The 26,527-nt window shown below is 67.1% G+C and carries 26 protein-coding genes; 10 read left to right on the top strand and 16 right to left on the bottom strand.

The features are described from left to right. Positions 1-363 precede the first annotated feature (363 nt). Positions 364-561 (top strand): HigA family addiction module antitoxin, encoded by a 198-nt coding sequence (locus CA951_RS04285; protein WP_087555681.1) that lies wholly within the window; start codon positions 364-366, stop codon positions 559-561. Positions 562-672: 111 nt separating this feature from the next. Here the strand turns inward: CA951_RS04285 and lpdA are convergent, their stop codons facing one another. From lpdA to pdhA, 4 genes are all read right to left on the bottom strand, one after another. Beyond that, positions 673-2,049: a dihydrolipoyl dehydrogenase gene (lpdA, locus tag CA951_RS04280; protein ID WP_087555680.1), complete on the bottom strand. Its 1,377-nt coding sequence runs from the start codon at positions 2,047-2,049 to the stop codon at positions 673-675. A gap of 62 nt (positions 2,050-2,111) precedes the next feature. Continuing rightward, positions 2,112-3,371, bottom strand: a complete 1,260-nt coding sequence (locus tag CA951_RS04275; protein WP_087555679.1) for a dihydrolipoamide acetyltransferase family protein — start codon at positions 3,369-3,371, stop codon at positions 2,112-2,114. Between the two features lie 15 nt (positions 3,372-3,386). Then, entirely contained in the window at positions 3,387-4,376 is a 990-nt protein-coding gene (locus CA951_RS04270; RefSeq protein ID WP_087555678.1) for an alpha-ketoacid dehydrogenase subunit beta, read from the bottom strand. Then, entirely contained in the window at positions 4,373-5,458 is a 1,086-nt protein-coding gene (gene pdhA, locus CA951_RS04265; protein WP_087555677.1) for a pyruvate dehydrogenase (acetyl-transferring) E1 component subunit alpha, read from the bottom strand. The genes CA951_RS04270 and pdhA overlap by 4 nt, the downstream gene beginning before the upstream one ends. Positions 5,459-5,628: 170 nt before the next feature. On the opposite strand from pdhA, the gene CA951_RS04260 reads away from it, so the two are divergent. After that, positions 5,629-6,102: an Lrp/AsnC family transcriptional regulator gene (locus CA951_RS04260; protein WP_072946680.1), complete on the top strand. Its 474-nt coding sequence runs from the start codon at positions 5,629-5,631 to the stop codon at positions 6,100-6,102. 14 nt (positions 6,103-6,116) lie between these two features. Here the strand turns inward: CA951_RS04260 and CA951_RS04255 are convergent, their stop codons facing one another. Both CA951_RS04255 and CA951_RS04250 read right to left on the bottom strand, forming a co-directional pair. Further along, a complete protein-coding gene (locus tag CA951_RS04255) occupies positions 6,117-7,472 on the bottom strand; it encodes an MFS transporter (RefSeq protein ID WP_087555676.1) in 1,356 nt (451 codons plus the stop codon). Positions 7,473-7,620: 148 nt separating this feature from the next. Beyond that, on the bottom strand, positions 7,621-8,988 hold the full coding sequence (locus CA951_RS04250; RefSeq protein WP_087555982.1) for an FAD-binding oxidoreductase: 1,368 nt from the start codon (positions 8,986-8,988) through the stop codon (positions 7,621-7,623). Positions 8,989-9,129: 141 nt separating this feature from the next. Here CA951_RS04250 and CA951_RS04245 point away from each other — a divergent pair, with 141 nt between their 5' ends. Next, on the top strand, positions 9,130-10,965 hold the full coding sequence (locus tag CA951_RS04245; protein ID WP_087555675.1) for a GAF domain-containing protein: 1,836 nt from the start codon (positions 9,130-9,132) through the stop codon (positions 10,963-10,965). Between the two features lie 6 nt (positions 10,966-10,971). On the opposite strand, the gene CA951_RS04240 is transcribed toward CA951_RS04245, so the two are convergent. Then, complete coding sequence (locus CA951_RS04240) at positions 10,972-11,556, bottom strand: TetR/AcrR family transcriptional regulator (protein WP_087555674.1); 585 nt, start codon at positions 11,554-11,556, stop codon at positions 10,972-10,974. A gap of 101 nt (positions 11,557-11,657) precedes the next feature. Here CA951_RS04240 and CA951_RS04235 point away from each other — a divergent pair, with 101 nt between their 5' ends. Both CA951_RS04235 and CA951_RS04230 read left to right on the top strand, forming a co-directional pair. Continuing rightward, on the top strand, positions 11,658-12,800 hold the full coding sequence (locus CA951_RS04235) for an acyl-CoA dehydrogenase family protein (protein ID WP_087555673.1): 1,143 nt from the start codon (positions 11,658-11,660) through the stop codon (positions 12,798-12,800). A gap of 30 nt (positions 12,801-12,830) precedes the next feature. Next, complete coding sequence (locus CA951_RS04230) at positions 12,831-14,012, top strand: acetyl-CoA C-acetyltransferase (protein ID WP_087555672.1); 1,182 nt, start codon at positions 12,831-12,833, stop codon at positions 14,010-14,012. A 22-nt stretch (positions 14,013-14,034) separates the two neighbouring features. On the opposite strand, the gene CA951_RS04225 is transcribed toward CA951_RS04230, so the two are convergent. Continuing rightward, positions 14,035-15,264, bottom strand: coding sequence for a CdaR family transcriptional regulator (locus tag CA951_RS04225; RefSeq protein ID WP_087555671.1), 1,230 nt, complete (start codon positions 15,262-15,264; stop codon positions 14,035-14,037). Between the two features lie 224 nt (positions 15,265-15,488). Here CA951_RS04225 and CA951_RS04220 point away from each other — a divergent pair, with 224 nt between their 5' ends. Further along, positions 15,489-17,084 (top strand): AMP-binding protein, encoded by a 1,596-nt coding sequence (locus CA951_RS04220; protein ID WP_087555981.1) that lies wholly within the window; start codon positions 15,489-15,491, stop codon positions 17,082-17,084. Between the two features lie 172 nt (positions 17,085-17,256). On the opposite strand, the gene CA951_RS04215 is transcribed toward CA951_RS04220, so the two are convergent. Further along, a complete protein-coding gene (locus CA951_RS04215; RefSeq protein ID WP_087555670.1) occupies positions 17,257-17,892 on the bottom strand; it encodes a TetR/AcrR family transcriptional regulator C-terminal domain-containing protein in 636 nt (211 codons plus the stop codon). A 79-nt stretch (positions 17,893-17,971) separates the two neighbouring features. On the opposite strand from CA951_RS04215, the gene CA951_RS04210 reads away from it, so the two are divergent. Further along, positions 17,972-18,175 carry a hypothetical protein gene (locus tag CA951_RS04210; RefSeq protein ID WP_087555669.1) on the top strand — a complete coding sequence of 68 codons (204 nt, stop codon included), beginning with the start codon at positions 17,972-17,974 and terminating at the stop codon, positions 18,173-18,175. On the opposite strand, the gene CA951_RS04205 is transcribed toward CA951_RS04210, so the two are convergent. Continuing rightward, the gene (locus CA951_RS04205; protein WP_143543018.1) at positions 18,163-18,966 is read right to left on the bottom strand and encodes an SMP-30/gluconolactonase/LRE family protein; all 804 of its coding nucleotides are present in this window, start codon (positions 18,964-18,966) and stop codon (positions 18,163-18,165) included. The genes CA951_RS04210 and CA951_RS04205 overlap by 13 nt on opposite strands. A 159-nt stretch (positions 18,967-19,125) precedes the next feature. Further along, positions 19,126-20,031 (bottom strand): transcriptional regulator CynR, encoded by a 906-nt coding sequence (gene cynR / locus CA951_RS04200; protein WP_087555668.1) that lies wholly within the window; start codon positions 20,029-20,031, stop codon positions 19,126-19,128. 123 nt (positions 20,032-20,154) lie between these two features. Between cynR and CA951_RS04195 the strand changes: the two genes are divergently transcribed. The 3 genes from CA951_RS04195 to CA951_RS04185 all read left to right on the top strand — a co-directional run bounded on the left by CA951_RS04195 (position 20,155) and on the right by CA951_RS04185 (position 21,852). Then, the gene (locus CA951_RS04195; RefSeq protein ID WP_087555667.1) at positions 20,155-20,742 is read left to right on the top strand and encodes a carbonic anhydrase; all 588 of its coding nucleotides are present in this window, start codon (positions 20,155-20,157) and stop codon (positions 20,740-20,742) included. Between the two features lie 73 nt (positions 20,743-20,815). Further along, on the top strand, positions 20,816-21,286 hold the full coding sequence (cynS, locus tag CA951_RS04190) for a cyanase (RefSeq protein WP_087555979.1): 471 nt from the start codon (positions 20,816-20,818) through the stop codon (positions 21,284-21,286). Positions 21,287-21,387: 101 nt separating this feature from the next. After that, the gene (locus CA951_RS04185; protein ID WP_087555666.1) at positions 21,388-21,852 is read left to right on the top strand and encodes a nucleoside deaminase; all 465 of its coding nucleotides are present in this window, start codon (positions 21,388-21,390) and stop codon (positions 21,850-21,852) included. A gap of 133 nt (positions 21,853-21,985) precedes the next feature. Here CA951_RS04185 and CA951_RS04180 read toward each other — a convergent pair whose 3' ends face one another. The 5 genes from CA951_RS04180 to CA951_RS04160 all read right to left on the bottom strand — a co-directional run bounded on the left by CA951_RS04180 (position 21,986) and on the right by CA951_RS04160 (position 26,509). Next, positions 21,986-23,038 (bottom strand): histone-like nucleoid-structuring protein Lsr2, encoded by a 1,053-nt coding sequence (locus tag CA951_RS04180; RefSeq protein ID WP_087555978.1) that lies wholly within the window; start codon positions 23,036-23,038, stop codon positions 21,986-21,988. Between the two features lie 353 nt (positions 23,039-23,391). Next, on the bottom strand, positions 23,392-23,823 hold the full coding sequence (locus CA951_RS04175) for a hypothetical protein (protein ID WP_087555665.1): 432 nt from the start codon (positions 23,821-23,823) through the stop codon (positions 23,392-23,394). Positions 23,824-24,048: 225 nt separating this feature from the next. Next, entirely contained in the window at positions 24,049-25,233 is a 1,185-nt protein-coding gene (locus CA951_RS04170; protein WP_087555664.1) for an acyl-CoA dehydrogenase family protein, read from the bottom strand. Next, positions 25,230-26,060 carry a poly(3-hydroxyalkanoate) depolymerase gene (gene phaZ / locus CA951_RS04165; protein ID WP_087555663.1) on the bottom strand — a complete coding sequence of 277 codons (831 nt, stop codon included), beginning with the start codon at positions 26,058-26,060 and terminating at the stop codon, positions 25,230-25,232. Before phaZ ends, CA951_RS04170 begins: the two co-directional genes overlap by 4 nt. Then, positions 26,057-26,509, bottom strand: a complete 453-nt coding sequence (locus CA951_RS04160; RefSeq protein ID WP_087555662.1) for a MaoC family dehydratase — start codon at positions 26,507-26,509, stop codon at positions 26,057-26,059. Before CA951_RS04160 ends, phaZ begins: the two co-directional genes overlap by 4 nt. Positions 26,510-26,527 lie beyond the last annotated feature (18 nt).

The following is a 26,527-nucleotide window of genomic DNA, read 5'->3' as shown; positions in this document are numbered from 1 at the left end:
TCCGCCCCCGCCGATGGCCGACTTGCGTTCTACCCGAGTGTGGACGGGGACGCGACGCGATAACCGGCCGGTCGGTTCGATCGGTGACCCCTCCGGGTTTCCGCTACAACTGGACACTCGCCCAGTCGTTTTGGGGATCGACCCCGGTCGAATCGTTTCTCCCGCAGTGAATAGTCCCGCACAGATCGGGTAACCGACACCTACGCTGTTCCGCGGGCCCGGCGGCCCCCCGGACCAGCGAGGCCCCCTGACCGGTCACCCCTCGGCTGGAGGGCCACAGCCGCCCGCGGCCGGGGAGCCCCCCTCTTCCTCGCCTGCGGGCGGCACCATGCGGTCACACTCGTCCGGCGCACTGATGACCTCATCGGCGTTCCGCCACGGCGGATCAATGAGATCGTGCTCGGCAAGCGGTCGATTACCGCAGATAGTGCGCTGCGGCTGGCGACGGTGTTCGGGAACAGTGCGCAGTTCCGGCTCAACCTCCAGGACCGCTACGACCTCGACCTCGCCGCAGTCAAGCTCGGCGACACACTCGCCGGCATCGTCCCACTCTCGGCGTGAGACGCCAGTCCCGGACGGCCGACACCGCGTAGTCTTCGCGGATTGAATTGTGCAACACACCATTCGACATCACGCATGTCGGACGGTGCTTGCTCGGGGTGAGCAGTCCGATCAGCTGTGGCTGTGCAGCGGGGTTCCCGCGAGAGCGAGGTGCGCCTCGCCGAGCGCCTCGGCCTGGGTGGGATGTGCGTGAACGAGTGCCGCGACCTCGTTCGGGTAGGCGCCCCAGTTGACGATCAGTTGTGCCTCGCCGATGAGTTCACCCACGCGTTCTCCGACCATGTGGATACCGACGACCGGTCCCTCCGTGGCTCCGGCGCGCACGAGTTTGACGCCGCCGCCGGTTCCGAGGATCTGGCTTCGGCCGTTGCCGGCGAGGTCGGAGACGACGGTGGCGACGGCGCCGTGACGTTCGCGCGCCTGCTCCTCGGTGAGCCCGACCGACGCGACCTCGGGGTTCGAGTACGTCACCCGGGGAATTCCGCTGTCCTCCACGGAGGTCGGGTGCAGGCCTGCGATCGTCTCGGCGACGAAGATGCCCTGCTGGAATCCGCGGTGCGCGAGCTGCGGTCCGGCGACGATGTCGCCGACCGCGTACACGTCCGGCTGCGAGGTGCGCAGGAAATCGTCGACCGTGACGAACCCGCGGGGGTCGACGGCGACGCCGTGCTCGGTGAGTCCGAGGCCGGCGGTGCGGGGTCCGCGGCCGACCGCGACGAGCAGCAGGTCGGCCTCGATCGTGTCACCCGACTCCACGGTGACGCTGACCGTGCGGTCGTCCTGAACGGCTTTCGCGAATCGGGTGCCGGTCATGACCGTGATGCCGCGCTTGCGCAGGGCCCGGGTGAGTTGCTTCGAGGCCCATTCGTCCTCGGCGGCGATCAGCCGGGGCAGCGCCTCGACGATCGTGACGTCCGCGCCCAGGGATGCCCAGATGCCGGCGAACTCGACGCCGATGACACCGCCGCCGAGTACGACGACGCGACGCGGAAGTTCGGGGAACGTCAGGGCTTGGTCGCTGGTGAGGATTCGGCCGCCGATCTCGAGTCCGGGCAGACTCCGGACCTCCGAGCCGGTCGCGAGGACCAGTGCTGCGCCGGTGATCGTGCGGTCGCCGACGTGGACGGTGCGGCCGCCGCCGTAGCGGCCGGTGCCCTGGACCACCTCGATCCGGTGACTGCGGACCAGACCCTGCAGGCCCTTGTAGAGGCGTTCGACGATCGCGTCCTTGTACGCGTGGACGCCGTCGAGGTCGATCCCGTCGAGTGTCGCACCGATCCCGAGGGCCGACGCGTGGGCGACGGTGTCGGCAACCTCGGCGGCGTGCACGAGCGCCTTGGTGGGGATGCACCCGCGGTGCAGGCACGTGCCGCCGACCTTGTCCTCTTCGATCAGGGTGACGGACTTGCCCAGTTGCGCGGCACGGAAGGCGCAGGCGTACCCGCCGGATCCACCGCCGAGGATCAGGACGTCCGGTTGGTCGAGCATGGGGAAACTCCCTGGGTCGGGCACGTCATGGGACGTGCAGGAAAGGTCGAAGTGGCCGGGTTTCAGCTCAGCGCGATCAGCGTCATCGGGTCCGCCAGGATCTGGCCGACGGCGGCGAGGAATCGCGAACCCTGCTCACCGTCGACCAGTCGATGGTCGAACGACAGGCTCAGCGTCGTCACCGACCGCAACGCGATCTCGCCCCGGTATTCCCACGGCTGCCTGCGGATCGCCCCGAAGCACAGGATCGCCGCCTCGCCGGGGTTGAGGATGGGCGTGCCCGCATCGACGCCGAAAACACCGACGTTGGTGATCGTGATCGTGCCGTCGGCCAGGTCGGCCGGCCCGGTCTTCCCCTCCTTGGCGGTGGTCGTCAGATCCGACACGGCGATCGCGAGGTCGCGCAGACCGAGGGTGTGTGCGTTCTTGATGTTCGGCACCATGAGTCCGCGCGGGGTGGCGGCCGCGATGCCGAGGTTCACGGACCGTTTGACCACGATCTCCTGCGCGTCCTCGTCCCAGAACGAATTCAGAGTCGGGTTGGTGCGCAGCGCCACGAGCAGGGCCTTGGCCACCAGCGTCAGTGGTGTCAGGCGCACGTCGGTGAAGTGTTTCGTTTTACGAAGCTCGGCCAGCAGTTCGATGGTCGGGGTGACGTCGACCGTGACGAACTCGGTGACGTGCGGGGCGGTGAACGCGCTGCGGACCATCGCCGCGGCGGTGTGCTTGCGGACGCCCTTGATCGGGATGCGTTCCTCGTCGGTGTCGGGCGCGGCCGTCGGCGTCGGCACCGGGGTGGCGTCGCGATGGCGTTCGAGGTCGTTCCTGGTGACTTCACCGTGCACCCCGGTGGCGTCCACCTCGGTGAGGTCGACTCCGCGTTGCTTCGCGGCGAACCGCACGGGCGGCGACGCCAGCGGACGCGTCGGGTGCGGGGCGGGCACGTCGTCGACGCGAGCGGCCGTGGTGGTTGCGTGCCTCCGGCGGCGCCGACTGGACGAGTCCTCGGCCACGCCGTAGCCGACGAGGACCGGGGTCCGCTCGGCCGGGGGCGCGGGGTCCGCATTCGGTTCCTCGCCGGCGATCTCGACGTCGATGAACGGGCTGCCGACGTCGACGGTCGTCCCCTCCTCCGCGTGCAGCGCGACCACCGTTCCGGCGTACGGCGAGGGCAACTCCACGGAGGCCTTCGCCGTCTCGACCTCGGCGATGTTCTGGTTGAGCGTCACGGTGTCACCCACCGCGACCAGCCAGGTCAGCAGTTCGGCGTCGGTGAGGCCCTCGCCGAGGTCGGGCAGCAGGAATGTCTTGACAGTGGGCATGAGAACTCCTGGTGCTTACGCGGTGAAGATGCGGTCGACGGCGTCGAGGATGCGGTCGACGTCCGGCAGGAAGTGCTGTTCGAGTTTCGCCGGCGGGTAGGGGACGGTGAATCCGCCGACGCGGGCGACCGGGGCCTCGAGGTGGTAGAAGCAGCGCTCACCGATGCGGGCGGCGATCTCGGCGCCGATGCCGAGGAACACGGGCGCCTCGTGGGTGACGACCAGGCGTCCGGTGCGCTGCACGGAGGCGGCGACGGTATCGACGTCGAGCGGGGAAATGGACCGCAGATCGATCACCTCGACCGACCGGCCCTCGCCGGCGGCGACCTTCGCCGCCTGCAGTGCCGTCGTCACGAGCGGCCCGTACGCGACGACGGTGACATCGCTGCCCGGGGCGACCACCCGGGCCTGGTGCAGTGGATTCGCCTCGGCGGCCGGGTCGATTTGCCCCTTCTCCCAGTATCGGCGCTTGGGTTCGAAGAAGAGCACCGGATCGTCCGACGCGATGGCCTGCTGAATCATCGTGTGCGCGTCGCCGGCGTTGCTGCAGGTCACCACGCGCAAACCCGCGGTCGCGGCGAAGTAACCCTCCGGGGACTCGGAGTGATGCTCGATGGCGCCGATGCCGCCGCCGTAGGGGACGCGGATGGTGATCGGCATCTTGACGTTGCCGCCGGTGCGGTAGTGCAATTTGGCGACCTGCGAGACGATCTGGTCGAAGCCGGGGTAGATGAACCCGTCGAACTGGATCTCGCACACCGGCCGGTAGCCGCGCATCGCGAGACCGACTGCGGTGCCGATGATCCCGGACTCGGCGAGCGGGGTGTCGATGACGCGGTTGGGACCGAAGTCCTTCTGCAGTCCGTCGGTGATGCGGAAGACACCGCCGAGTTTGCCGATGTCCTCACCCATGAGCACGACCTTCGGGTCGTTCTCGAGGGCGCGGCGCAACCCGGCGTTGAGGGCCTTGCCGAGCGGGAGCGTGGTCGGGGCGGCTGTGCTCATGCGTCGGTTCCTTCGAAACTGTCGAGGTAGGCGGCGAACTGACGCCGCTCTTCGTCGACGAGGGGATGGGGTTCGGCGTAGACGTTGTCGAACAACGACATCGGCTCGGGCTCGACGGTCTCGAGGCACCCGCGGCGCAGCGCGGCGGCGGTGTCGTCGGCGCGCTGCTGCACCGCGGCGAGGTAGGTGTCGTCGATTGCGCCCGCCGACTCGAGGAGGGCGCGGATGCGGTCGAGGGGGTCCTTGCGTTTCCATTCCTCGTCGAGCGCGGCCGGGCGGTACCGGGTCGGGTCGTCGGACGTGGTGTGCGGGCCCATCCGGTAGGTGACGGCCTCGATCAGGGTCGGTCCGCTGCCTTCCCGTGCCCGTTCGAGCGCGGCGCGGGTCACGGCGATGACGGCGAGGACGTCGTTGCCGTCGACGCGCACGCTGGGGACGCCGAAGCCGCGGCCCCGCGCGGCGATGCTCACCCGCGACTGCAGACTGACCGGTTCCGAGATCGCCCACTGGTTGTTCTGGCAGAAGAACACCACCGGCGCGTTGAAGCTCGCGGCGAACCCGAAGGCCTCGGAGATGTCGCCCTGGCTGGTCGCGCCGTCGCCGAAGTAGGTGATCGCGGCGCCGGCGGAGCCGTCGAACTGCATGCCCATCGCGTACCCGGTGGCGTGCAGCGCCTGCGCGCCGACGATGATCGCCGGGGTTGTCATGTTGTACTCGAACGGGTTCCAGCCCGAGTGCGTCGACCCCCGCCAGAACCGGAGCATGTGGGTGGGATCGACGTCGCGGCAATACGCCACCCCGTGTTCGCGGTAGCTGGCGAAGACGAAGTCGCCGGGATCGAGTGCGCGTGCCGACCCCACCTGCGCCGCCTCCTGCCCCAGCAGCGGCGCCCACAGCCCCAGCTCGCCCTGACGCTGCAGCGCGGTCGCCTCCGCGTCGATGCGCCGCACCACGACGAGGTCCTCGTACAGCGCGAGCACCGCGGCGACGTCCACGTCTTCGACGTACCGGGAGTAGTCGGGATGATCCACTCGCGCACCGGTTTCGGTGACCAGTTGCACCACATCGTCGTTGTCGAACACGAAAACCTCCGAAGGGGGATGGAACGGGAGGCACCGCCGCCCTTGCGTGACCGTCCCGGTCAGAATGATGCGTTCATGCAAACATCGGGATCCAGCATGCGCAAGTGTTGTCATTCAAATTAAGCACAATGCCCAACTCCAGGCATGGAGGGTGTGGGATACTGCGCTACATGACGAGACTCGATCGAACCGACGCCCGCCTGCTGCTCGCCCTGTGCGACGCACCCCGCGCAACCGGCGTCCAACTGGCCACCCTGCTGGGGATGGCGCGGAATACCGTGCAGGCACGAATGTCTCGCTGGGAGGAGCAACGCGTGCTCGCGCCCGTGGATCGCTGTGTGTCACCCCGCGACCTGGGGTACCCCTTACAGGCGTTCGTCACCGCGGTGGTCGATCAGCACCGCCTCGAGGACGTCATCGAACACCTGCGGGACATCGCGGAGGTGGTGGAGGTCGTCGGCATCTCCGGAGCGGCCGACCTGCATATCGGCGTGGTCGCCGTCGATGCCGACGACCTGTACCGCGTCGCCGGCCTCATCCTCGCCGTGCCCGGGATCGAGCGCACCACGGTGTCCGTCGCCATGCGCGACGCCATCCCCTACCGGACCCGCCCACTGCTCGAGCGGATCGCCGAGGAGCGCTGACCCCCGGCGCCCGCTCAACGGCTCGCGGTCGCCACACGGGTATCGGCGTCTTCGATACTGCGCGTGGTACTCACCCGAGATCTGAGGACGAGAACCAGTATCACGGCGACGAGCATGACCGCCCCCACGACCCACAGGCCGGCGCGGGAATTCCCGGTGGCGTCGAACAGCCACCCGGTGACGTACGGGGCCCCGAAACCGCTCAGGTTGCCCACCGAGTTGACGACGGCGATGCCTGCCGCGGCGCCCGCACCGGTCAGGAATGTGCTGGGTAGGTACCAGAACACCGGCAGCGCGCAGAACACACCGACCGCGTTGACGGTGACCGCGATCATCGTCGTGAGCGGCGACTGCATGTACAAGGCGACGGGGATGGAGACGGCTCCGATCAGGGTGGGGACCGCGACGTGCCAGATCCGCTCACCCGTCCGGTCGGAGTGCCTGCTCCACAACACCATTGCGACGGCGCCGACCGCGAACGGAACCGCGACGATCAACCCGGTGGTGAACAGCGAGAAATCGGTGGCGAACGTCTTCTTGAAACCGGCGACGATGCTGGGCAGGAAGAAGCTGAGCGAGTACAGCCCGTAGGTGATCCCGAAGTAGACGAGGCCCAGCATCCACACACGGGAATCCGTGAGTGCCCGACGCACCGATCCAGTGATGTGGGAACCGGATTCCGAAGCCTCGGATTCGAGTTCACGCGTGAGCCAAACCTTTTCGTCCTCATCCAGCCACTTGGCCTGCGACGGCCGATCCGTCAGGTAGAACCAGGTGACCACCGCGAGCAGGACGGCGGGAATCCCCTCGAACAGGAACATGACGCGCCAACCGGACAGTCCGAATATGCCGTCCCAGTATTGGATGACGGCGCTCGACAACGGTGCCCCGAGCGCCGACGATACCGGGAGCGCGAGGAGGAACAGGCCCATCAGCCGGACCCGATAGGCGCGGGGAAACCACAGGGTCAGGTAGAGCAAGACTCCCGGAAAGAAGCCCGCCTCGGCGATACCCAGCAGCATGCGCAGCCCGTACAGCGATCCGACATTGGGCACGAAGGCCATGGCCGCCGCGATGATTCCCCACGTTAGCATGATCCGGGCGATCCAGCGGCGTGCCCCGAACCTGTGCAGCGCGAGATTGCTCGGCACCTCGAACAGGAGATAGCCGATGAAGAACAACCCGGACGCCAGGCCGAACATGGTCTCGGTGAGTCCGAGTTCCGCGCTCATGGTCAGCTTCGCCAGCCCGATATTGGTCCGGTCGAGGTAGTTGACGAAATAGGCCAGGCCGAGGAACGGAATGAGCCGGCGAGCGACCTTCCGGACCACTCTCGCCTCGATCTCGGGTTTCTGCAGTACAGACGACATGAATGTCTCGGCTTTCTGGGGATCGGTCGCCCGAGCGGGCGAATGGAAAAGAATCGTCGGGCTCGGCCGACTGCGGCCACGCCGGTACGCCGCGTCTCACGGCTCGATTGCACGCCGTGCGCGTCGGAGAGTTCGTGCGAAAAGCGGTTTAGGAGAAGACCTTCCCGGGGTTCAAAATTCCGCGCGGGTCGAGGGCGTTCTTCACCGATCGGTGCATGTCCAGCACTACCGGATCGAGTTCCTGGGCAAGGCCTTCCATCTTCAGCAGACCGACGCCGTGTTCGCCGGTGACGGTGCCGCCGAGTGCGAGTGCGGCGTCGATGATCTCCGCGAACGCTGCCTGCGCGCGGGCGCGGGCGGGCTCGTCGTCGCGGGGGGTGATGAGGAGCGGGTGCAGGTTTCCGTCGCCGGCGTGTGCGATGTTCGCGATCGTGGTGTCGTGGGCGATGCCGATCTGTTCGATGCGTGCAAGCATTTCGGGGACAGCCCGTTTCGGCACGCACACGTCTTCGGTGAGGACCGGTCCGAGCCGCTCCATCGCCGGGTAGGCCAGGCGGCGCGCGGCGAACAGTGCATCCGCCTCCTCCTGGTCGGTGGATACGGCCGACCAGGTGGCTCCGGCCTCGTCGAAGCACGACAGCATTTTTTCCGCCTCTTGATCGCCGATGACGCCGGCGGTGTCGATGCGGCCGAGGAGGACGACGTTCGCCTCCACCGACAGTCCCATCTTCTTCCACGCGTCTACGGCGATGAGGCACTGCTTGTCCACCAACTCGAGCGCGGACGGAGTGAGTCCCGCCGCGGCCACCGCGCTGACGGCCCGCCCCGCGTCGACGATGGAGTCGAAGTAGCCGGCCACCGTGCGCTGCGGGTCCTGCAGCGGCCGCAACTTGACCGTGATTTCGGTGATGACGCCGAGTGTTCCCTCGGAGCCGACCATGAGACCCGCCAGGTCGTATCCGGCGACCCCCTTGGCGGTCTTGCGTCCGAGGCGCACGAGTTCACCGGTGCCGGTGACGATCTGCATGCCGAGCACGTAGTCGCGGGTGACGCCGTACTTGACACAGCACAGTCCGCCCGCGTTGGTGGCGACGTTCCCTCCGATCGTCGACCACGGCGCGCTGGCCGGGTCCGGCGGATACCAGAGTCCGTGTTCGGCGCACGCGGCACGCAGATGATCGTTCACCACGCCGGGTTCGACGACGGCGTATCGCTCGAGGGGGTCGATCTCCTTGATCGCGTTCATGCCCTCGAGCGCGAGGACGACGCAGCCTGCGGTCGCGTTCGCCCCGCCGGACAGACCGGTGCCGGCGCCCCGGGTGACGACGGCGGTGTCGTGCTCGAGGCAGGCGCGCACGACGGCCTGGACTTCGAGCGCTGTTCGGGGCCGGACGACGGCGAGCGGGGCGGCGTACGGCGCCCACTCCGCCTCGTCGTGCTGGTACCGGGCTACGACGTCGGGGTCGCGCACGACTCGATCCGCCGGAAGGGCTGCCAACAGAGCATCGATCAACATGACGAGAACCAGTCCTTTGCGGGCGAGAAGGTGATGGGTCAAACGTAGCTGTGATCTGGATCTCGGCCAATGTAGATTTCATCTATCGAATCGAGGAATCCATGGATGGGGACACCAGTGAGCACTGCCGATCGCGGCTGAATGGAACTGCTGCTCGACGACGCACCCCTCGACGAACTCGAGACGCTCCGACGCGCGCTGATCGACGACTCCGACCCGTCCGACCGGGCGACGGTCGAACGCGAAGCCAACGCCGCCCTGCGGCTGCGCGCACAGCTCGACCAGCGCCGACAGCGCAGCAGGGAACTGGCGGCGCTCAACGACATCGCGGTCCGGCTGACGACGGTCCGCGACGACCGGGCGCTGCTGCAGGAGGTGGTCGACCAGGCGCGGCAACTGCTCGGTGTGGATCTCGCCTACATGGGGTCGGTCTACGACGAGGAATTCGTCATCGAGGTCACCAGCGGGGCACTGACCCCGAATCTCGTCGGCATCCGACTGTCACTCGACGAAGGACTCGTGGGCCTGATCGTCCGCCGGTCCGCACCGGAGTGGACGCCCGACTATCAGAGCGAACCGGCCTTCCGGCACATCACGGGCGCCGACAGCGCGGCGCGGTCGGAGAACATGCGCGGCCTGCTCGGGGTCCCCCTCCGCGTCGCCGACCGCGTCATCGGTGCGCTGTTCGCGTGCAAGCGTCAGGAGCGGGCGTTCACCGAAACCGAGATCGCGCTGTTGTCGGCGCTCGCGGCGCATGCGGCGATCGCGATCGAGAACGTGCGCTCGCTGGAACGCGACCGAGACACCGTCGCGCGGCTCGAAGCGGTGAATGCCGAATTGTCGCAGCGCACGAACGAACTCGAACAGATTCTGCAATGGGACCGGACGCTGACCCAGGTGGTGCTGCTCGGCGCGGGAGTGCAGCGCCTGGTGCAGGAGGTGGCGCAGCTCTCCCGGCAACCGGCATATTTCGTGCTGGACGAATCCGCCCTGCCGGTGGACCTGATGCCGCACGCCGACGACGTGGCGGCCGCGGTCCGCGAATTGCGCGCAGGCGGGAAGGACCATGTCGCACGGCACGGGGTGCTGGCGCAACGCGTCGCGGCGGCCGGGGAGATGCTCGGCGCCCTGCTGTCCCTGGGCGCGGAGCAGCCGACCACCCGTCTGCTGCTCGAACGGGCCGCACCGGCGATCGCGCTGTCGCTCGCCGAGGAACGCGCGGCCGGTGAGGCGACGCGTCGCGCGCGGGACGCGTTTCTCGTCGACCTGCTGACGCATCCGGCCGCTACCGAGCAGGACGAGCGCAGGCAACTGCGGCTGGCCGGGTTGAACCCCGACACGACGTACTGCATCGCGGTGGCGACCGCCGCCGGGCCGGACACGTCCATCCGCACCGCCCTGGAAACCTTGCCGCTCCCGTCGGGAACCGTTGCGGCGGAACACGGCTCCCGCGCACTCGCCGTCATACCGGCCAAGGACTCCGCGTCCGTCCAGTCAGTGTTCACCTCCGGGCCACTCGACGCGACGATCGGTATCGCGGAACCCGCGCGCGGTGCGAAGGCGCTCGCGCACGCCTACGTCGAAGCCCAGCAGACCGTCGACGTGCTCGACACCCTCGGACGCGCCGGGGAGGTCTCCTCGGCGCGCGGTCTGGGCATCTACCGGATCCTGCTGAGTCACATGGCGCGTGAGCACCTCGACGAACTGACCGAGGCCCAGCTGGGACCGTTGATGGCGGAGCAATCCAAACGTGGAGTGCCGCTGCTGGAAACGCTGTCGGAGTATCTGGCGCACGGTCGTCACCACTCGGCGACCGCGTCGAGCCTCGGCGTGCACGTCAACACCCTGTACCAGCGTCTCGACGCGATCGATCGGCTCCTCGGCCCGGACTGGCGGGACCCCGACAAGGCGCTCGACCTGCAGGTGCTGATGCGGTTACGGAGAACGGCGGACCTACTCGGCGCCCGAACTCGGTGACCCGGCTCAGGCGCTGATGCCGCCCGTGAGGATTGCGGCGAGTTCGGCGTAGGCGTGCGCGTCGTCGAGCCCGGTGCTGTCGCGGACCCCGCGTTGCTGGATGCGGACCATCATGGTGGCGGCGAGGTCGGCGGCGAACGCGGCATGCACGTCGCGGAAGTCTCCGGCGGCGACGCCCTCGGTGATCAACTCCTGGACCCGACCGGCCGCGAACCGCGTGTTCCGTTCGTAGACCTCCCGCGCCGGCGGGAACGCGTCGAGGTCGGCCATGAACTGGTCGGACGCGGCCGCGAGGGCGTTGCCGACGGCCGACAGGTACGCGGTGATCCGCTCGCGGGCCCCACCGATCTGTTCGATGCGCGACTCGACGTCCTCGGTCGCGCGGCGGAAGAAGTGCACCGTGGCGGCCCGGACCAGCTGCTCCTTGCTGCCGGCGAGGGTGTACAGCGTCGACTTCGAGCAGCGCAGCCGGTTCGCGATCTCGTCGAGGGTCAGGTGTGCGAACCCCTCGACCAGGAAGAGGTCGACGAGGGCGTCGAAGAGCTGGGTGCGCCGTCGGGTGGCGAAACCGGGTCGGGTGGGCTGCTCCATGACAGAAATAGTACTGGGAGGTGCCTTGCAGTACTATTTCGCAATCAGTACTCTGGGCCGTAATCCAGTACTGCTTTCCGTAGCCTTCTCAAGGAGAAACCGTGGCCGTCGATCGTTTGCTGCCTACTGACGAAGCCCGTGACCTGATCCAGCTCACGCGCGACGTCGCCGACAAGGTCCTGACGCCGATCGTCGACGAGCACGAGAAGTCGGAGACCTACCCCGAAGGCGTGTTCGCCACCCTCGGCGATGCCGGACTGCTGAGCCTGCCGTACCCCGAGGAGTGGGGCGGCGGCGCGCAGCCGTACGAGGTGTACCTGCAGGTGCTCGAGGAGATCGCCGCCCGCTGGGCCGCCGTGGCGGTGGCGGTCAGCGTCCACAGCCTCGCCTGCCACCCGCTGATGGCGTTCGGCACCGACGAGCAGAAGCAGCAGTGGCTTCCGGACATGCTCGGCGGCAACACCGTCGGTGCCTACAGCCTGTCCGAACCGCAGGCCGGATCCGACGCAGCCGCCCTGGCCTGCAAGGCCGCCGCGACCGACGGCGGGTACGTCGTCAACGGCGCGAAGGCCTGGATCACGCACGGCGGCATCGCCGATTTCTACAACCTCTTCGCCCGCACCGGTGAGGGCTCGAAGGGAATATCCTGCTTCCTGGTCCCGAAGGACACCGAAGGGCTCACGTTCGGCAAGCCCGAGGAGAAGATGGGCCTGCACGCCGTGCCGACCACGTCCGCGCACTACGACGACGCCTTCGTGCCCGTCGAGCGGTGCATCGGCGCGGAGGGACAGGGACTGCAGATCGCTTTCAGCGCACTGGATTCCGGCCGGCTGGGCATCGCCGCCGTCGCCGTCGGCCTCGCGCAGGCCGCCCTCGACGAGGCCGTCGCCTACGCCCAGGAACGGACCGCGTTCGGCAAGAAGATCATCGACCACCAGGGCCTCGGGTTCCTGCTCGCCGACATGGCCGCCGCCGTCGACTCGGCGCGCGCCACGTACATCGACGCCGCCCGCCGCCGCGACGCCGGCCTGCCGTACTCCCGCAACGCGTCCGTCGCCAAGCTCGTCGCCACCGACGCCGCCATGAAGGTCACCACCGACGCCGTGCAGGTCCTCGGCGGTTACGGCTACACCCGCGACTTCCGCGTCGAGCGGTACATGCGCGAAGCGAAGATCACCCAGATCTTCGAGGGCACCAACCAGATTCAGCGACTGGTCATCAGCCGCACCCTCGCCGCGAACTGACGAACCCACCCCCGAAAGGCCTTTCCGCACATGACCACCTCCGTGATCGTCGCCGGCGCCCGCACCCCGATCGGCCGGCTGCAGGGCTCACTCGCCGGATTCTCCGGCGCCGACCTCGGCGCCATCGCCATCGAGGGGGCGCTCGGCAAGGCCGGTGTCGCCCCGGACCGAGTCCAGTACGTCATCATGGGACAGGTCCTCACCGCCGGTGCCGGGCAGATGCCGGCCCGTCAGGCGGCCGCGAAGGCCGGCATCCCGATGAGCACGCCGTCGCTCAACATCAACAAGGTGTGCCTGTCGGGGGTCGAATCGATCATCCTCGCCGACCAGTTCATCCGGTCCGGCGCGTTCGATGTGGTCGTCGCCGGCGGCATGGAGTCGATGAGCCAGGCCCCGCACCTGCTGCCCGGTTCGCGTGGCGGGTTCAAGTACGGCGACGTCACCCTCGTCGACCACATGGCCCTCGACGGATTGCACGACGCATTCACCGACCAGCCGATGGGACTGCTCACCGAGGCGGGCAACGACAGGGACGTCATCGCCCGCGAGGACCAGGACGCGTTCGCCGCCCGCTCGCACCAACTCGCCGCGAAGGCGTGGGACAGCGGGGTCTTCGACGACGAGGTCGTCCCCGTCGAGATCCCCGCACGCAAGGGTGAGAGCACCTGGCTGCGCCGCGACGAAGGCATCCGGCCGGACACCACCGCCGAAACCCTGGCGCGGCTACGGGGTGCGTTCCGTGACGGCGGCACCGTGACCGCGGGCAACGCGTCGACGATCAACGACGGCGCCTGCGCCGTGGTGGTGATGAGCAAGGAGCGTGCCGAGGCGGAAGGCCTGACCTGGCTGGCCGAGATCGGCGAGCACGGGATGGTCGCCGGGCCGGATTCGGGACTGCAGTTCCAGCCGTCCGGGGCGATCGCGAAAGCCTGTGAGGCAGCCGGTATCTCACCGACCGCACTGGATCTGATCGAGATCAACGAGGCGTTCGCCGCGGTCGGGATCGCGTCCACCCGCGAACTCGGCGTCGACCCCGAACGCGTCAACGTCAACGGCGGCGCCATCGCCCTCGGGCACCCCATCGGAATGTCCGGCGCCCGGATCACGCTGCACCTCGCCCTCGAATTGCAGCGCCGCGGCGGCGGCACCGGCGCGGTCGCCCTCTGCGGCGGTGGCGGACAGGGCGACGCCCTGATCCTGCGCGTCCCCTGACCTCGCACCGCGGCCACACGACTCAGCGCGGCTCCGTCGACGCGATCCGCACCGCGAGAAGGAGATTGACGACGTCTTCCACCCGACGGAGGTCCTTGCCGGTGCGCTCGGCGATCCGCCCCAGCCGGTAGTACATCGTGTTCACGTGAATCTGTAGCGCGGAGGCGGCCTCCTTCGCGTTCATGTCGTGGGCGACATACGCCGTCAGGGTCTCGATGTAGATCGCGCCCGCCGACAGGTCTTCGGCGATGAACGCACGCAGCTGGGGCTCGACGAGTCGGCGCGCGGTCGGGTCCGCGCGCCGCACCAGATAGTCCAGCGGCGAGAGGTCGTCGAAGATCTGGACCTTGCGCCGGTCTCCCAGGTGGTCGCAAGCGACCTGTGCCTCCAGCAACGCTTCGGACGTCTGGTCGAAACCGAGGTGTGCCGAGCTGATACCGATCGACGCCGTGGTCCGGGTGGTCCCGAGCTCGGTGGCTGCGCGAGTGACCTTCTGCGACAGGGCGCCGGGGCTGAATCGTTCGACCGGGACGAGTCCGACGAGTTCCTGCCGCCACGGCACCAACATCCCCGACAGATGCCGCGAGAGCACCCTGCGTGCGTCGAGGATCGGATCCGCGTCGTCCGCCTCCGAACTCGCCCGGCACACGATGACGACGAACCCGGCGCCGTCCTCGAGACCGGCCCGGCGCATCGCCTCCAGGCGGACCGGCACGGCGGGCACGTTCCCCGCGAGCAGATCCTCGAGACAGTCGAGTGCGATGCGCTCCTGGTCGGCCACCAGGTATTGCTGCGCCTGCAGGTAGGTGGTCGCGGCGGCGGAGCAGCCCGCCTCGATCGTGCGCATGAGGTGCTCGACAAGACTCAGCGCCGTTTCCTGCTGGCCCTCCGTCGATCGGACGAATTCGAGAACATACGACCAGAGGACGATCTGCCCGATGCGGAACGCGTGAAGGAAATCGATCAGGGAGATGCCGTGCGCAACGCGCTCCGACGCATGCCCGGAGGTGAACGCGAAATCGTCGAGGCGCGGATTCCGTTGTTCGATGACGCTGGTCGTGAACACCCCGAAGACGCCGATGACGTGGGCGACCACGTCGTCGTACAGTCCGGTGGCGCGGTAGGACGGCAGTTCCGCCCAGATCGCGTCGGTGGCGGCTCGCGCGATTTCCGGATGGCGGTCGTGCACCCACTTCGCGAGATCGATCGCCGCGTCGTCGAACGGCCGCGTCGCGCCGTGTGCTGTGGTCATCCCCACGACCTCCGATACTGTCCACACGCTGTGGCCAGGCTACAGCCCGAATTCGGACCTTCGACACATTCCCACCAGGGGACTGTGGGCCGACCACAAACATCTTCGGTGTCGCACCACGATGAAGTGATGGCTGTCACGGCCTATGGTTGCCCGGACGACCCACGAGGCTCGCCGCCATTCGCGCGTGGGAGCCCGCCGCAATCTTCGAGGGAGTGACCCACGTGAGCTTCAAGAGCCCGTTTCCGGATGTCGAGATCCCGAACCTCAGTGTCTACGATTTCCTGTTCGGTCAGCTCGACCCGGCTGATGCGGGGCGGCCCGCCTTGATCGACGGCGCCTCGGGTGCGGTCACCACCTACCAGGCCCTGGTGGCGCAGATCGGCGGGGTCGCCGGGGCCCTGGCGGCCCGCGGNCTCGCGGTCGGTGAGGTGGTGGCCCTGCACTCACCGAACGTGCCCGCGTTCGCNGCGGTGTTCCACGGCATCCTGCGCGCCGGCGGCGTCGCCACCACCATCAANGCCCTCTACACCGCCGAGGACATCGCCAAACAGCTCACCGACTCGCACGCGAAGTTCCTGTTCACCGTCTCCCCACTGCTGCCGCAGGCCCGGGCCGCCGCCGCGAAGGTCGGGATCCCGGACGAGAACGTGATCGTCCTCGACGGCGCCGACGGCCACCCCTCACTGCGGGATCTGCTCACCGAGGCCCACCCCGCCCCGGAGGTGTCGTTCGACCCGGCCACCCACCTCGCCGTNCTNCCGTACTCNTCGGGGACCACCGGCCGCCCCAAGGGNGTGATGCTCACCCACCGCAACCTNGTCGCCAACGTCTGNCAGATCAACCCGCGGATGGGCATCGGCGCCGACGACAAACTCCTCGCCGTGTTGCCGTTCTTCCACATCTACGGGATGACGGTGCTNCTCAACGCCGCCCTCTACAACCGGGCCGCGCTGGTGACGATGCCGAAGTTCGACCTCGTCGAATTCCTGCGCATCGTCTCCGGNCAGCNGTGCACGTATGTGTTCATCGCGCCGCCGGTCGCGGTCGCGTTGGCCAAGCACCCGTTGGTCGACGACTACGACCTGTCGAGTGTGCATTCGGTCTTCTCCGGTGCCGCCCCGCTGGATCAGGAACTGGGCAAGGCCGTCGCGGACCGGCTCGGCTGCCGGGTCCGGCAGGGGTACGGGATGTCGGAGATGAGCCCGGTCTCGCACGCGATCCCGTTCGACCGCGACGACATCGCCCTGGACTCGGTCGGCCCGACGATNGCGAACATGGAATGCAAACTCGTCGACCCCGCCACNGGTGAGGAGGTCGAGTACCCCAGCGAGGGGGTCAGCGCGCCGGGGGAGTTGTGGTGCGCGGGCCCGAACATCATGGCCGGATACCTGGGCAACGAGCAGGCCACCGCGGAAACCCTGGACGCGGACGGGTTCCTGCACACCGGGGACATCGCGACCGTCGACGCCGACGGGGTGGTGACGATCGTGGANCGGATGAAGGAGTTGATCAAGTACAAGGGGTATCAGGTGCCGCCCGCCGANCTGGAGGCGCTGCTGCTCACGCACCCGCAGATCGCCGACGCCGCCGTCATCGGTGTCCTCGACGACGAGGGGGAGGAGGTCCCGAAGGCGTTCGTCGTNNCCCAGCCCGGCGCCGAGGGGCTGGACGAGGCCGCGGTGATCGCGTTCGTCGCCGAACGGGTGTCCCCGCACAAGAAGGTCCGCAAGGTCGAGTTCATCGACCTCGTCCCCAAGTCCGCCGCAGGCAAAATCCTCCGCAAGGACCTCCGCACGCGGGAAACAGCAGGACAGTAGACGGTCATCTGTAGCCAACGACGTTGAGTGCAGGTGCCGCCCGACCAGCAGCTCGGGCAGCACCTGCACCCCACCCCTCGCGTGATCGACTCGTGTGCCTGAGACGTCCGCGGCGTCATGTGACCACCATGACGGCCCCGACGCTACCAGAAAACAGGCCGAATGGTTTGTTTCATTCTCCCGGGGCAGACCGAGCACGCAGGTCGAGTCCGCGCAGGAGGGCCGCGAGGCCGGTCTCGAACTCGTGGTCTTGGCCCAGGGCGACGACTTGCCGCGCGATGTCGATGAAGTGAGACGCCGCCGCGTCGGTCCGATCGGTGGCGATGACAATCTCACCCCCGTCACGCGCCGTCTGCTGCTCGATCGCCGAACCGATGGTGTACCGCGAGACGGCAATCAAAGCCAACGCCGCGTCCGTACCACTGAAACCCGCTCCCTCCAACAGGGCGATTTGCTCGATCGCGATATCGAGACTCGGACTTCGCGAACCCGTCGACGCGATCAGCCTGGCGCCGTCGCGGACGCTCAGCATGGCACGGCGCAGGCTCCGCGCGTTCCGGGCCACGAACTCGTCCCAGCCTTCGCCGTCGGCGGGAAGGCGAGCGGTGTGCCGACGGCACAGAATCTCCTCCGCAACGGCGTCGAGCAACTCGGCTTTGCCGCCGAAGTAGTGGTAGAGGCCAGGCTGACGAACGCCGAGGCGAGTCGCGATCGCTCGGAGCGAGACACTGTCGAGTCCGCGCTCCTGCATCAACTCGATCGCGGCCGACACGATGGAATCCCGGTCCGTGCGTCGCGGGTACGGCATGAGCCTCAACGTATACCTTGAACAGCAAGATTATCAACGATAACCTTGGGGGTGTGTCCCACCGAGCGAAGGGAACATCATGAAACGAGAAGACATTTGGAGCGGCACCGTCGTGAAGAAGTCACGCGGTCTGCTGGACGGCTCCAACCTCTACCGAAGGGTCACCGTCCGCACCGACGACGACCGGACCGCGAAGGTCAGGGTCAATCGGACGCTGTGGAACGAACTCGCCGTCGGCGACCGCGTCGTGAAGGACGCGGGCCAGGAGCCTTACCGCGCATGACCGGTGACGTGATGTCGGGCCACCGGAATCCTCGCCTCCCCGACAGCAAGCCCCTCCACCCCGACGTCCAGACGCAACAGAGCGCCCACCGTCGTGACGTATATCGCCCTCCCGGAGAACGCGAGTGAGGACACGAAACGCCCAGGCACGTCGATCAACTCGTCGAGGACACCGTCGGGAGTGAAACGCGCAATGCCGCCACCACTGCCCAGTGCCACCCAGACGCCGCCCTCCACGTCGACCGCGAGCCCGTCACATTCCCCGCGCGGTGCCCGCGCAAATACCGATCCTCCGTCCGGGCCGAGTACCCGGACACGCGCGGCAGCGAACTCCGCAACATACACGGTCATGCCGTCCGGCGACGCACCGATCCCGTTCGGCCACAACAGATCATCGACCACGACACGCACCGAACCTGCCGGTGTCATCCGCAGCAACTCCGACGGCGGCGCGGTCTCCCCCGCGCCAGGACGGTGCCGCAGAACCCCCACCAGCACTGATCCGTCGGCGGTGACGGTCATGTCGTTCACCCCGGTCGCCCCGTCGACCTCGAGCACAGTGGTCAGACCCGCGACGCCGACATGCACAAGATCGCGACCACCCACCAGCAGTCCACCGTCGACATGCGCCGCGATTCCGCCGATCCCCCGCCGGCGCGCCACCAGGGTGGTGACCCCGGCAGGAGACCATCGATGCACCCCACCGACGGTGGTGTTCGCGAACACCACCGAACCGTCCGGCATCGGACGCGGGGCCTCCAGCAAGCCCTCCCCTTCGAACAAGACGTCCACAACCCACATATAGTCCTCGACCACCCGGGTGAGTCACCGTTTCGCTGCAGGACAGCCGCTCGGCGATCTTCCCGCCCTCGGCCAGGGACCGTGGAGTTCCGGTCAGCACGCCGTCCGGGATGGAGGTCGTCAGGCGGGGCGGGGCGCCAGCGGTCACCGTCACGGTGAGGTGTAACCGCGAGAGCCGACGAGTTCGTAGGCGGTCTGGGTGAAGGTGCGGGCGGCGGTGCTGATGTAGGCGCCTTGCCGGTAGAGGAGGGCTACCGTACGGGCCGGCAGGGGCGGGTCGAGGAGGACGGGGACGAGGTGGGGGTGGTCGTGGGTGATGGCGTCCGGTAGAACAGTGGCCACGGACGCGCGTTGGACGATCTCGATTATGGATTGAATCGAATTGGCCTCGAATATGATTCGTGGTTCGACGCGGTGTTCGGCAAAGTAGGTGTCGATGTGGCTGCGGGTGGCGAAATCGCCACTGAGCAGCGCCAGTTGCCGGTCGTGTAAAGCTTGCGCGGGTAGGGGTTCCGGACTCGGATCAGCGTCTTGGATGCCGGTGACGAGGCCGAGGGTTTCGATGAAGAGCGCGGCAGCAGTGATGCCGGACAGGTGGGATCCGGTAAAGGCGATACCGAGGTCCAGATCGTCGGCGAGCAGGGCCGATTCGATGCGGTCCTGAGTTGCCTCGGTGAAGGTCAGGACTATACCCGGGTGGCGGGTGTGGAATTCGGCGACGAGTGGGCCGATGAGATAGGCCGCGAAGGTGGGGGTGGCACCCAGGCGCAGGTGACCGCGAGAGAGGTCTTGGACGTCGTGGACTGCGCGGTCGGCGGCGCTCAGATCACGCAGCGCACGCCGGGCATGGTCGACGTAGACGTCACCGACGTCCGTGAGCCGGACTCTGCGGCCGGTGCGGTCGAGTAGCTGCACACCCACTGTGCGTTCGAGCTGCTTGATCTGTTGAGAAAGCGTGGGCTGGGAGATGTGCAGGTCTTCGGCAGCGCGGGTGAAGTTGCCGTGCTCGGCGACGGCGAGCAGATAGCGCAGGTGGCGCAGTTCGAGGGCGGCCATGGGTCAACTATAGCTGCCAACAATTGCCTCGATGGATATCAAGTCTTGGACTCTATAGATGCAGTTCGTGCAGGGTGTAAGTCACAGCCGACAGGGGCTGATCACCACCGAAGGAAGTGACCCATGCAAGACCTCGCCGAAGGTGTCGCTCATTTCCGGGAAACCGTATTCCCGGAGAAGGCGGAGTTGTTCGCCCACCTGGCCTCGCATCACACGCCGCACACGCTGTTCATCAGCTGTTCCGATGCCCGCGTCGTGCCGGAGTTGATCACCGGCACTGAGCCGGGTGACCTGTTCGTCATCCGCACTGCCGGCAACCTGGTGCCCGCCTACACGCCCGGAACCGACGGCGTGGCTGCGAGTATCGAGTATGCCGTGGCGGCGCTGGCCGTGAAAGACATCGTCGTCTGCGGCCACTCCGCCTGCGGCGCGATGACCGCGCTGGCTCAGGGACACGACCTCAGCGGTGCCCCCGCGGTTGCCGCATGGCTGCGGCACGCGGACACTTCCCAGGCCCGCACCCCCGGCACCGGTGACGTCGACGCTCTGGTGCGCCAGAACGTGCTCACGCAGCTGGCGAACCTGGCCACCCACCCTTCGGTTGCTCGCGCCTCGACGGAGCAGAAGCTCACCCTCCACGGCTGGGTCTTCGACATCGCCACCGGCGCAGTCGAAGTACTGCCCACCGCAGGCTCCGGTCCCGTTTCCTGACTCCCCTTACCCACAACTTCCACCTCGCGATCCGCGCGACGTGGTCCACCCGAAAGGGAAAGAAGCACCAATGATGATGCAGGCCCAGTTCGACCCGACCGCCCGTCAGGCCATCGCCAACACAGCTGTCGACGCCAAGACCCGCAAGGGCCTTTCCTGGCAGCAGATCGCCGACGCGTCCGACCTGTCGGTTGCCTTCACCACCGCCGCAGTCCTCGGCCAGCACCCTCTGCCGGAGCCGTCCGCAAAGGCCGTCGCTGAGCTGCTCGGCCTCGATGAGGACGCAGCCCTGCTGCTCCAGTCCGTCCCGACCCGAGGATCGATCCCTGGCGGTATCCCCACCGACCCGACCATCTACCGCTTCTACGAGATGCTCCAGGTCTACGGCACCACCCTCAAGGCGCTCGTCCACGAGCAATTCGGCGACGGCATCATCTCCGCAATCAACTTCAGGCTCGACGTGAAGAAGGTTGCGGACCCCGAGGGTGGCGAGCGCGCCGTGATCACACTGGACGGCAAGTACCTACCGACGAAGCCGTTCTGATCCGACATCGAGCCTGCACAGACCGGACATCGACGGGGTGGCCCGGAAGCATCTTCCGGCCCACCCCGCACCCCGACCACTCATCTGAGGAGGACACCTCCATGGACTTCGTCCAACGCACCATCGATCTCGCCCGCCAGAACGTCACCACGGGTGGCCGACCGTTCGCAGCCGTCATCGTCAAGGACGGCGAGATCCTCGCCGAGAGCCCCAACAAGGTCGCCCAGACCGGTGATCCCACCGCCCACGCGGAGATTCTCGCGATCCGCGAAGCCTGCACCAAGCTGGGCACCGAGCACCTGACCGGCGCCACCATCTACGTCCTCGCCCACCCCTGCCCTATGTGCCTGGGTTCGCTGTACTACTGCTCACCAGACGAAGTCGTCTTCCTCACCACGCGCGCAGACTACGAGCCCTACTACGTCGACGACCGCAAGTACTTCGAACTCGCCACCTTCTACGACGAGTTCTCCAAACCCTGGGACGAACGCCGCCTTCCCATGCGATACGAACCGCGCGATGACGCCATCGACGTCTACCGGCACTGGCAAGTGAACTCGGCATAGCACCATCTCCGGCGCAATGCAGTGGACGGTTGCCCTGCGCCAACCGTGCAGGCCAACCGTCGGAGGTATCTCGACCGCACCTGACCGTTTCGCAGCACGATTGCCGCGAGATTCAGCACGGCAGGGTTGCTGCCTACGCGGCCGGCGCCTTGGCCTGAGCGAGATTGAAGGCGTCTACGATCTCCGCCGAGATCCGGCCACGGGCCGATATATCGAGGCCTTCGCCGATCGCCCACTCGCGAATCTCCCTGGTCGTCCTCTTCGCCGGAGCCTTGCTCACCGCCGCCCTGTTCGATGGAGCCTTCGTCGCGGCCGTCTTCTTCGCGGCTACCTTCTTCACAGCCGGCTTGCCCGCAGCGACCTTCTTCGCCCGAACCGCCTTTGTCTGAACCTTCTTTGCCTGAACCTTCTTCACCTGAGCGTCATGGAAGGCCCGCTCGACCTCGGCCGAGATCCGGCCACGGGCAGACACATCAAGACCCGCACCGATCGCCCACTCCCGAATCTCCTTGGTCGTCTTCGTCGCCGGAGCATTCTTCGCGGCAGGCTTTTCCGCAACTACCTTCGTCACAGCCGGTTTCTCCGCGGCGACCTTCTTCGCCGGCACCGTTGTTGCCTCAACCTTCTTTGCCTGGCGCTTCTTTGGCTGACTCTGCTTGGTCTGAGCGTCTTCGAAGGCTTTTACGATCTCTGCCGAAATCCGACCGCGGGAGGACACATCCAGACCCGCACCGACCGCCCACTCCCGAATCTCACTGGTCGTCTTCGCCACCGGAGCATTCTTCGCGGCAGGCTTCTCCGTGGCCACCTTCTTCACGGCCACCTTCTTCACGACCGGCTTCTTCACGACCGGCTTCCGTGCGGCGAGCTTCTTCACCGGAACCCTTTTTGGCTGACTCTGCTTTAGCTGAGCGTCCTCGAAGGCTTGTACGATCTCAGCCGGAATCCGACCGCGGGGCGACACATCCAGACCCGCACCGACCGCCCACTCGCGAATCTCCTTGGTCGTCTTCGCCGGAGCCGTCTTCGTCTGAACCTTCTCTACCTGGGCGTCCTCGAAAGCTTTCACGACCTCTGCCGGAATCCGACCGCGGGAGGACACATCAAGACCCGCACCAATCGCCCACTCGCGAATCTCTCTGGTCGTCTTCGCCGAATCTTTCGAACCCGTCGGTGATTGGGCCATCTTGTTCTCCTTCTTCGCTGGGCAATCGTCGAACGCACACAGTAACGGCAAACTTCGCTCGGTAGTCAGAAAGCTCACCTGAGCTGACTTTTCGACGCCTCCAATTATTACCTATCTGGGCAGGCCAACACGATGATCCGGGCTCCGCAGCGCGACTCTCTCCCGAAACTCGATTCCCCACCACCCTCCGAAATGCCTCGGCCCCTGCAGTATCAAGCGCGTCGGCTTTTGACGCATTCGGCGACAGGTGGTTCAACATAGCGTGAGCCGGGTCACACCTATACCGAGTCGTGACGTCTGAAACTGCACGGAAAGGCAATCGAACTGGCGTGGCCCGACCACACTGCGGGCACTCAGACTCCGCTGAGACTTGATACGAATTCGTCGATGGCCCCGCTGCGGCCGGGGACAATCACCTTCTCGAAGACGGTCAGGATCAGCTCGTCCAGGTGGTCGGTGTGCGCGTGGGTGATGCGCGTGACGCCGACAGAGCGGAGTCCGCGTCCGCGTACGAGTTCTGCGAGCGGCGTTCCGTCACGCTCAGCGGTCGCCTTGCGGCCGGACGTGTGCCGAAGTGTGTATGCGCGACCGGGGAGGGTGACTTCGACTCTTTTGTACTTGCGGCGCATCCTTCCGGCCATTTGGTCGGTTGCTGTGAACTCGTCACCGGGTCCCGGGCGCAGTGTGGCGCGAGTGATATGCGACGGATCGATCAGCGTGACCGAGGACAGGTCGTCGTTGATCCGGGCCGTCCAGCCGGTGATTGTTGGTTGATTCCACGACACGTGCTGATTCTGTCAGGCCCGTCCGCGGACCGCGTGACCCGCATCGCGGCCGGTGCCTCCGTCGGCACGCGTTGCGCGATTTCGGTGTCACAGACTGGGCGAGCGATGCACCGAGCAGTTCGGTGACTCCAATGCACGCGACTCCCACACGGCCCGTTGTCCGGCTCGACGGTCAGGCGAAGGAACTGACTCGTCGAGGCTCTCCGGCGATCACGGGCGCGGACATCACACGAAGGCGCTTTGTCCGGTTAACGACCGTCCGACGATCAGGGTGTTCATTTCCCTGGTTCCCTCGTACGAGTAGATCGCTTCCGCGTCGGCGACGAATCGTCCTACGTTGTGTTCCAAGAGTATTCCGTTGCCGCCCATCAGCTCCCGCGCCCAGCCGACGGTTTCACGCATGCGGACCGTACAGAATGCCTTGGCGAGCGATGAGTGCCGGTCTTCGGCGTGCCCCTGATCCTGTAACTGGGACAGCCGTGCACACAGGGCCAAGGACGAGGTGATGTTTCCGAGCATCCGCACCAGCAGGTCCTGCACGAGCTGGAAGCCGCCGATCGGCCGGCCGAACTGTTCACGGGAGCAGGCATATCTCAGCGCGTTTTCGTAGGCGCCGCGCGCGCATCCGACCGCCATCCAGGCCACGCCCGCGCGTGTCAGTCGTAGCACCTCGGCCGTGTCCGTGAACGTGTTCGCGCCCTGTAGGCGGTTGTGCTCCGGAACCCGCACGTTGTCGAGGGTGATGAGCGCGTTCTGCACGATCCGCAGGGCGATCTTGTGCTCCTGCTTGTCTGCCGTGAATCCGGGCGAGGAGTTGTCGACGACAAATCCCTTCACCTGGCCGTCGGCGACGTCCTTGGCCCAGATGACCGTGAGGTCGCCGAACGTCGCGTTGCCGATCCATTTCTTCTGCCCGTTCAGGGTCCAGGTGTCACCGTCGCGTTCGGCGGTGGTGGTGAGCCCGCCCGACGCACCAGAGCCGACGTCGGGTTCGGTCAGCCCGAAGGATCCGATCTGCTCGTACCGTGCCATCGCTGGGAGGAAGCGTTCGCGTTGTTCGTCCGAACCGCACAGGTAGATCGACCCCATCGCCAGGCCGCCGTGCACGCCGTTGAAGGTGGCGATCGAGGAATCCGTGCGGGCCAGCTCCATCGCAATCATCCCGTCGAGCAGGTAGCTCCGTCCGGCACAGCCATGACCCTGGTAGGGCACGCCGGCGATGCCGAGTTTCCGGAGTCCGGGCACGATCTCGAATGGGAAGGTCCCGGCATTCCAATGTGTGTTGATGATCGGGTCGACCTCGGTGGTCATGAAATCGCGCACGGAGTGCAGCATTGCGCGCTCGGAATCGGAGAGCATCTGTTCGACTGCATAGAAATCCGAGGTGTCGATGTTCGGACCGGGGCTCATGGGCTTACTCCTGGGTCGTGAAGGAAGGTGGTGATCACCGGCGCGAGTTCGGTGGCATTGGTGACCAGGTCGATGTGTCCGCCGGAGTGCAGATGGACGGTTGAATGTGGCAACAGCTGATTCATGATGCGGGCGTTGACGACGGGCACGATCGGGTCGTCGGTACCCGCGACGAGGAGGGTCTGCTGCCTGATCGCGGGCAGCAGGGGCAGGCTCGTCCACACCGCTCCGGCGAGTAGTTGATGGAAGTAGCCGATCTTCGATCCGGCGTGCAGCTGCTGGAGGAAGAGCCCGGCAACGTCGTCGCCCTGCCGGCGCGCGGTGCCGCCGTACAGCTCGCCGGCGATCGAGGCCGCGTAGGCCGGGTCGCGGAACCTGCGCGGTGTCAGCATCTTGGCCAGCACCCGCGGGTTGCCGGGAACCATCACTGCGCCGGTGCCGGTCGCGGCCAGGACCAGTCGCCGGCACCGGCGCGGATTCTGGACGGCGAACTGCTGTGCCAGCGCCCCACCCCAGGACAACCCGAGCACGTCCACGACGCCGAGGTCGAGTTTGGTCAGCACCCGCCCCAGCACCCAGGCCAGGTAGGCAAACCCGTAGGGGGCAACGGACGCGGGGGATCCGCCGGTGCCGGGAACGTCGAACCGGATCACGGTGATCTCTGGATCCAGCTGCGCCACCAACGGATCGAGCACCTCGTAGCTGGCCCCGATGCCGTTGCACAAGACCAGCGGCACACGCCGGGTGCCGGATCCGGGCCGGATGCTGACGCGGATCCGCTGACCGGCGGCCGCGACGAATCTCTCGGCCTCGATGGCCGCGTTCATCGGTACAGCACCACGACATCGGCGATGCAGGCCGGGCGTTCGGTGCCGTCGACCTCGTAGGTCAGTCCGAACACCACCTCGACGCCGGCGGGCTTGTGCTGGGCCGACGTGACGGTGACCGTTGCCCGGAGTTTGGCACCGACCGGCACCGGCGAGGGGAACCGCACCCTGTTGAGCCCGTAGTTCAGCGCGGCCTGCACGTTGTCGATGGTGAGGACATCTGCGAGCACTCGCGGGGCCAGCGACAGCGTCAGGTAGCCGTGCGCGATCGTCCCCTTGAACGGCCCCCGGGCGGCGCGTTCGGGGTCGGTGTGGATCCACTGGTGGTCGCCGGTCGCGTCGGCGAAAAGGTTCACCTGCTCCTGGTCGATTTCGAACCACGCGGTGGTTCCGAGGGTCTGTCCGGTCAGGTCGAGCAAGTCCGCCGGGTTGGCGATATGTGTGGTCATCGTCTTCTCTCGGGTGGT

It is taken from the genome of Rhodococcus sp. NCIMB 12038, assembly GCF_002165735.1.
In the GTDB taxonomy this organism is placed as follows: domain Bacteria; phylum Actinomycetota; class Actinomycetes; order Mycobacteriales; family Mycobacteriaceae; genus Rhodococcus_F.
This window is presented reverse-complemented; position numbering and strand designations above follow the sequence as displayed.